Here is a 7,926-nt window from a genome sequence, read left to right as displayed (position 1 = left end):
CTATGGGAGAACAAACTTAATAATAGGCCACGAAAATGTCTTAACTGGAAAACACTTTATGAAGTATTCTATGGGGAAAGTATGCACTTAATTTGACAATTCAAGCTCTAGAAAACTAATAGCTCTGGTGGTGGGGTTAAAGGGTTTTTAGAGATGTATCAAAAAAGGTTGCTAATGAAATAGTGAGTATCGTGTTCCCTTGCATCTCAATATAAACGTCAAATAATTTATGGTAAGTTCAAAGCAAGTATAGCTCGAATCTTACGTTTATTATATTGGCAATACGGTGTAGAAATATACGAAGTGGGCTCTTGCCCAAACCATACTTATATGTAGGTCAGTATACCAGCAAAACTAGGCATTTCCTCTTTTATGGGATACGTAAAAAGAGTAGCTTAATAATATTCGAGTGATATGCTAATTTCAGGTATAAATATGGGAATCGCAAATTTTGGTGTCAAATTTTTTATGTTGATACGGTGGTTCGGGATCAGGAGCAAATTGAAGAATTTATTCGTAATCAATAATAAGAAGACGTGATAGCAGCTCAGTCTTTGTGAGGATTATGATTCGTTTACGGGTGAGAAGAATAAAAGAAAGTAGTCTCGATAAGACCAGCTAGCAAAGGTAGTGCTGAAGGAAAACAATTTGTTAGGCCTTGGTCGTTAGCATAGACATTCAGTCGAAGAACAAACCGCTGGTGATATGACCTGCACCCCAGAAGTTAGACAGAAAAAATCTAACTCTTGGGGTGTTTTTATTATGAAATTATGAGGATAAAGTTCTTATCTATGAACTGAGAAAGCAAGGGGGAAAGCTTTAAGCGACTTTTAAATCAATTTGGGATAAATATTTCTAATCTTAAGTACCTGATTAAATTGATTGATCGCTACGGAATAGAAATCGCCAAAAAAGGAAAGAATTGTTACTATTCTCCTGAATTAAAGCAGAAAATGCGGTTCTAAAAAATGAGAGTACTCCGATTGAGGGAAGAAAAACGGAAATTGTCCGAGGATTGGTAACTGAGTTTTCTTTAGACATGCTTCTAAAGATTATTAAGCTTGCCCGTTCAACTTATTATTACCACTTAAATTAGCTAGATCAAAGCGATAAGGATTATGATGTTAAAGCTGAAATTCAAGCTATTTTTACTGAGCATAAAGGAAATTACGGCCATCGTCGAATGACTTTTAAATTACGAAATCGTGTTTTTGGGGTCAATCATAAGAGGTGCAGCGGTTGATGAGCGTACTTGGTTTAATGGCTAGAATTTGCTGTAAACGCAAGTATTCTTCTCACAAAGGAGATATTGGTAAGAAAGCCGATAACCTTGATTCAACGCCAGTTTGAAGCTTCAAAACCAATGGCAAAGTGCTATACGGACGTGACAGGATTTGCCATCCCAGCAAGCACTCAAAAGCTTTATTTATCACCAGTTTTAGATGGTTTCAACAGTGAAATTATTGCTTATAATCTTTCAACGTCACCGAACTTGAAACAAGCTATTGTAGACCATATTGATTATTACAACAACAAACGTATTAAGATAAAACTGAAACTTTCTAGCCAAGGACATATTACCAAACGTGGGAATCCCTATACCAGAAATATTCTCTTTAAGTGCATTCATAACATAGCTTCAGCTAGCCACACCAATCTTTGTCATATCGCAGACTTCTATGAGAAACGGAAAAGACAATCGCAAGTGACTTCAACCAAACCACACACGATTGCCTCTATACATCGTCTCATTAGAACAATGTATTACCTCATAACGCATAACAAACTTTACGATTATACTTCTACCCAAAATCGGTAAAATTGTTTATGCCATATTATTGTAACGCCTTATCAAAAAAATCATCAGATAAGGTGTTGGTTTAGTGTACACTTTTTACACTGAATTATAGTTAAAAAAGACAATTTCCTTAGTTTGACTATGGAACTCAAACTATTTTTCGGCAAATACTTTGATATACTTGACAATGGTAGAAAAGGACTTAGTCCTGTGCAATACAGGACTAAATCCTTTACTTAAATTATTTGTCTAACTTTTTTCGGGAGCGGGGAGTATAGAGAACGAGTGGTTTTGACTATATACCAAGTAGGTTGATGGATAAATGTTTGATTAATTGAAAATTTAGTAAGATATATAAATACCTCTTAAATATATATTAAGTAGGAATAGTTAATTAGAGATACCTTTTAAAATAATTACAAAATAATTAAAATAATAAAAAATTGAAAAAGGTTGAAAAAAAAAAATAACATGCTATAATTATACCATCTATATGAATATGAAACATTGGTACTAGTAATTTGGAGCAGCCTTGTTAGTCATCTTTAATCCCTTTGGGGAAGGGGGTTAAATGCAACTTATCTGTGTTTATTGCTACATGATGTTGGATAGGTATGTCATTCCGATGTTTCAGTTTATAAGATAGGGATAGAGCGTAAGTAAAGGGGACGCTCTTTAAAATGGGGAGAAGTTATTATGAAATATATAAGTTAGCAATACTGCTGGATTCAAAAGCACTTTTATTAGCAAAGCGTTTTTTGTCCTGCAGTTTTTTTATTTATCAAATAGTCTATTTTTTAAATTGGGAAGTAAAGATTAAAATGGTTTCTAATATTACTATCTTTTGATGCTTTACATTTAGGATTCTTTTGTCTTAATTTCTTGATTTTATTAGTTATGATTGTCTTTTATTGAGACCTTTTTTCTTTATCTACTTTACATAACTTACTTAAGAAGACCAATGATAAGAGTATACCCTTTAGTGCTTTTTTTAAAAGATAAATAGTTTTATCTATTTTGTTTGGAAAAATAAAGTGTTTATGTAAAGTTTTATATGTCAATATTATATTGATTTTGTATAGGTTATAGGGGGATTTAATGGGAAAATTAAATATTATGGTTGTCTTTGGAACGAGGCCAGAGGCAATAAAAATGGCGCCGTTAATTCTTGAGTTGAAAAAACATCAAGAAACTATTAATACTATTACAGTGGTGACAGCACAACATCGTCAGATGCTTGATCAAGTTTTGGATACTTTTGAAATAGTTCCTGATTATGATTTGGATATCATGGGGAAAAATCAATCGCTTCAGGAAATTACTTCTAAAATTTTGTCTAAATTTGATCCTGTTGTAAGAAAAGAAAAACCTGATTTGGTTTTAGTTCATGGTGATACAACAACAACTTTTGCTGCCGGCTTAGTTGCATTTTACAATAAAGTAAGTATCGGCCATGTTGAGGCTGGACTTAGAACATACGATAAATATTCACCATATCCAGAGGAAATGAACCGTCAGATGACTGATAGCTTTTCTGATTTATATTTTGCACCTACTCAAGAAAGTAAGGCTAATTTATTGTCAGAAAATCATAAAAAAGAGGCTATTTATGTCACTGGTAATACAGCGATAGATGCCCTAAAACTAACAGTTAAAGATAATTATTATCATGAAGTTCTAGATAAAATTGATGATAGAAGAAAGATTATTTTAGTAACGATGCACCGTAGAGAAAATCAAGGTGAGCCAATGCATCGAGTATTCAAAACTCTTCGACTAATGGTTGATAACCATCCTGAGATTGAAGTAGTTTATCCTGTTCATTTGAGTCCCTCTGTACAAGCAGTAGCGAAAGAAGTTTTGGGTGACCATGATAGAATTCATCTAATTGCTCCTTTGGATGTTTTTGATTTCCATAATTTAGCATCTAGAAGTTATTTTATTATGTCGGATTCAGGTGGTGTTCAAGAAGAAGCTCCCTCACTTGGGAAGCCTGTCTTAGTATTACGAGATACAACGGAACGTCCAGAAGGTGTTAAAGCTGGGACACTGAAACTTGTCGGGACAGATACAAAAAAAGTGAAAGAAGCAATGGAGTCGCTTTTAACAGATGAAGCTCTATATAAAGAAATGTCTGAGGCTCCCAATCCTTATGGTGATGGAAAAGCAGCTGAAAGAATAGTTCAAGCTATTAAAGTGTACTTTAATTTAGCAGATTCTGTTTCAGAGTTCCATGAAGGGGGAGATTAGGTGTGAAAAAAGATAAAAAAGTCTGGTATTGGATTTTATTTTTGATTTTCTTTGAAGCTTTATTGTTTTCTTATTGTTATCAATTCAATCCTGAGTACTTTATGTTTGAGTCTATCCTTCTTGTTCTAGGTATTGGCGCAGTATGTTTTTTATCTGAACTTCTGATTACCTGGATGATAATTTTAAGTTTTGCTTTAAGTATTTTTATTTTGGTTAGTGGTGTTGTCTATATATCACTTCAAGATACTTTAGTACTTATTTTTAGTTTTCCTTTGTTGCTTGGAATTTTATCAAAGATTAAGTCTTATTTTTATAAATATATTTCTTCTGTTCAAATTGAGGAAAGAAAAGCTAGAAAATCTTATCAAGCAGTATTAAAAGAAATTAAATTGAATGAGAATAAATTTATTAATGCGCTTTTGATTCATTATTCTCATGAAGAACAGTTTTTTGAATTGGATCCTCGAGAATATAATCATTTGATTACTAGTATTTATCTTAAAATTTCAAAACAGTTGAATCGTTTTGAGCAAATTTTTTATGTTGCTGATGGAAGTTTCTTAATTTTATCAAAAAATGATTCAAGAAACTTAAATGATTTTTATAAAGATAGTCTTGAAAGACAGTTAAAAGGGATAACATTCGATTGGGGAAATAATCATCAAAGTATTCAATTTCAGACAGGATTTCTTGAAATTAATAAGAATAATTTAAAAAAATTTGATGATTATAGTGAGTTAATTAGCAATTTAAACCGTCAACTAGAGACAGATATAATTGTTGAATATTAGGGGGAAAAATTATGACCATTACTAATTTGTTTTTTGTATTTGCTTTATCTATTAGTCTTCTTTTTGTTATTACTTTCATAGTTTTATTTATCCAGTATACAATTATCTATGAACGTGTTTCCCATAATTTCAAGGCGGTGGAACATGGTTAGTCAATTTTTAATGATTTTTACGCTAGTATCGATTTGGATTTCTTTAATTTGGGGAGTAGTTATCCTAGTTTCTGGTGTTCATTTTTGGCTAAAGCATAGTGATTTTAAAGTAGATAAGAAAGCATTGCCTTATTATCCGAAGGTTACTATTGTCGTCCCAGCACATAATGAAGATGTCGTTATTGCACAGACTGCAAAAGCTATATTAAATTTGAATTATCCACATGACAAAGTTGAGTTACTTTTATTTGCGGACAATTGTTCAGATAGTACTTATGAAGAGTGTCTATCTGTTCAGGCATTACCAGAATATGAAGGGCGTAATATCACAATTATTAACCGCAAAGGAACTGGTGGAAAAGCGGGTGTTCTTAATGATGCGCTCAAGATGGCAGAAGGTGATTATATTTGTATTTATGATGCGGATGCCATGCCTGAAAAGAATGCACTTTACTTTTTAGTTAAGGAAGTTTTAAAAGATCCAGAAAGAAGAGTAGCTGCTTTTGGACGGAATAAAACAAGAAATGCAAAACAAAATTTCTTAACACGTTGTATAAATCAAGAAATTGTCGTAACGCAACGTGTACACCATGTTGGAATGTGGCATTTGTTTAAAATAGGTCGTATTCCAGGTACTAATTTTATTATTCAAACTGATTTTGTAAAAAGTATTGGTGGTTGGAGAAATGGTGCTTTAACAGAAGATACAGATATTTCCTTCAAGATTATGCAAAGCGGTAAATTAATTGCATTGGCATATAATTCCGAGGCGTTTCAACAAGAACCTGAGACCCTTAAAAGTTACTATATGCAACGAAAACGTTGGGCCAAAGGTAATTACGAAGTTGTTTTATCAAATTTTAAACACTTGTTCGGTAAAGGAAATTGGCGAGTAAAACTAGAAGTTGCTAATTACTCTTGTATTTTCTTCTGGTTTAATGGAGCGATTGTCTTATCAGATTTAATTTTCTTTGCCAATGTTTTAGCTATTATTTTACATCCTTTCTTTCCTACTATACAAATTCCGTTTGCATTTGATGCAAGTAATATATACATAGCTCAATTGATGTTATTTAATTGGCTATTAATGATTGGTTTGTATTTATTACAAATCAATGTTGCGTTAGCATCGCAATTCGGACAAGCGACAAGTAAGCAAGTTTGGCTAGCGATTCTCTCTTATTTTAGTTACGCACAGTTGTTCATTATTGTTTCTTTAGATTCGTTGTGGTCTATTATCATGGATAAAGTTCTTCACCGTGAAGGAACAACATGGGTTAAAACTAAACGTTTTGCAGAATAGGAGTGTATATGAAAATAAAATACTTTAAATATTTTTGGTTTATAGTAACCCTTGGTCTATTTGTTTTTTTGATGTTTTCAGTAAGAATTAAAACCAAGACAGATATTCGTAATAGGATTTACCAACAGTGGGAGAGACACTTCGTAGTAAAAGATGGTAATGAAGCTTATATCAAAACTACAAATGATAAAGATAAGGACATTGTACTCTCGGAGTCCCAAAGTTACGGGATGCTAATAACTGTTAGAGCGGCTCAGAAAGGTCTAGCGAGTCAACAAGATTTTGAAAGACTCTACAAATATTATTTATCTCATCGTATTGAAGGAAGTCAATTGATGTCTTGGGAACAAATTGTTCAAAAGAGTTCTAAAAATGTTGACGAACACAATGCAACGGACGGAGATCTTTATATTGCTTATGCTTTAATTGAAGCCTCAAAACAGTGGCCAAGTCAGAAAGACGAGTATCAAACGCAGTCTAAGGCTATCTTGCAGGATATTCTCAAATATAATTATAATGAAAATACTGGAATCTTAACTGTTGGGAACTGGGCAAACAGAGATTCAAAGTATTATAATCTAATGAGAACATCTGATGCTTTACCAAAGCAATTCCAATCATTTTATGAAGTTACTAAAGATAAAAAATGGTTGAGTATTAGCGATAAGATGTTAAGCAGTCTGGAAACAATTAGTTCTCAAACAGAAACCGGATTAATTCCAGATTTTATCTGGGTTGACCAATCGGGAGTTCGTAATGTTAAGCCTCATACTATCTCCTCCCAGTTTGACTCTACTTATTCTTATAACGCTTGTCGTCTTCCATACAATCTTACACAAAGTAACGATGAAAAGAGTCAGAGAGTCCTCAGTAAGCTATTGGATTTCTTCATGACACAGAAGAATATTTTTTCTAATTATAATTTAGATGGTAATTTTTTAGATGACCATCAGGCTGCATGTTTTAAAGCACCAATTGCTCTTGCAGCTGATAAAGATTCAGGATATTTGAAATTGGTTCAGCAAAATAAAATAGTTTTTATGCAGAACCTACCAGTAAATAATTATTATGATTCTGCAATTATTACTTTGGTTACCATGGAATTTTTTTAAATTATCATTATAGTATTTAGTTTGAATAGAAGAATACTTTAAGTAAATTTGAAGGTATACTATTGAGCTATTAATATGAGATGGTGATTGTATTCTTTTTCAGTATTTAAGAACGTTAATTGATAAAAGTCTTTTAAATAGCTAGAGTATTAAGAAAAATTACAAAGTAGTTATTAATCACGAATAACTTAGAAACTTCCCTAAAGCTGTTCTCTAGAAACAGATATTAAGGGAAGTTTTTTGATTGTATATGATAAATGTTTAGAACTGTCTCACCCTCTTTTTATGTTTTAGCTTAGCTTTCTATGGTATAATAGTACCATGACTATTATTAATCAATTCGTCACTTTGGCGAGTCACCTTGTATTTATAGGATTGAGCTACCATATGCTGATTAGCCTCTTTGATTGGGCGAAGATTATCAAAAATCCGATTGAAAATACTGGAAAATTGAAACTCTTTTTGCTCTTTATCAGTATTGCCTTAGGCTACCTTATCAGTTCCTTTATTCTGTCGGTTT

5 protein-coding genes and 2 pseudogenes are annotated in these 7,926 nt (G+C 32.4%); all 7 read left to right on the top strand.

Annotated elements, in window-relative coordinates; genetic code table 11:
• Positions 1-201: 201 nt before the first annotated feature.
• Positions 202-603, top strand: a pseudogene (gene tnpA / locus RDN22_RS10520) (IS200/IS605 family transposase); the annotation flags it as partial.
• 184 nt (positions 604-787) lie between these two features.
• Positions 788-1,819 (top strand): annotated as a pseudogene (locus RDN22_RS10515) (IS3 family transposase).
• 1,077 nt (positions 1,820-2,896) lie between these two features.
• Positions 2,897-4,048 (top strand): non-hydrolyzing UDP-N-acetylglucosamine 2-epimerase, encoded by a 1,152-nt coding sequence (gene wecB, locus RDN22_RS10505; protein WP_013990691.1) that lies wholly within the window; start codon positions 2,897-2,899, stop codon positions 4,046-4,048.
• A 2-nt stretch (positions 4,049-4,050) separates the two neighbouring features.
• Positions 4,051-4,839 (top strand): hypothetical protein, encoded by a 789-nt coding sequence (locus RDN22_RS10500; RefSeq protein WP_045769136.1) that lies wholly within the window; start codon positions 4,051-4,053, stop codon positions 4,837-4,839.
• Between the two features lie 144 nt (positions 4,840-4,983).
• Positions 4,984-6,294, top strand: coding sequence for a glycosyltransferase (locus RDN22_RS10495; RefSeq protein ID WP_014633211.1), 1,311 nt, complete (start codon positions 4,984-4,986; stop codon positions 6,292-6,294).
• A gap of 8 nt (positions 6,295-6,302) precedes the next feature.
• Positions 6,303-7,406, top strand: coding sequence for a glycosyl hydrolase family 8 (locus tag RDN22_RS10490; protein ID WP_013990687.1), 1,104 nt, complete (start codon positions 6,303-6,305; stop codon positions 7,404-7,406).
• A 321-nt stretch (positions 7,407-7,727) separates the two neighbouring features.
• The coding region (locus RDN22_RS10485) for a DUF1146 family protein (protein ID WP_308558059.1) at positions 7,728-7,926 on the top strand (199 nt) is incomplete at its 3' end.

This window comes from uncultured Lactobacillus sp. (assembly GCF_902491705.1).
GTDB lineage: Bacteria > Bacillota > Bacilli > Lactobacillales > Lactobacillaceae > Lactobacillus.
This window is presented reverse-complemented; position numbering and strand designations above follow the sequence as displayed.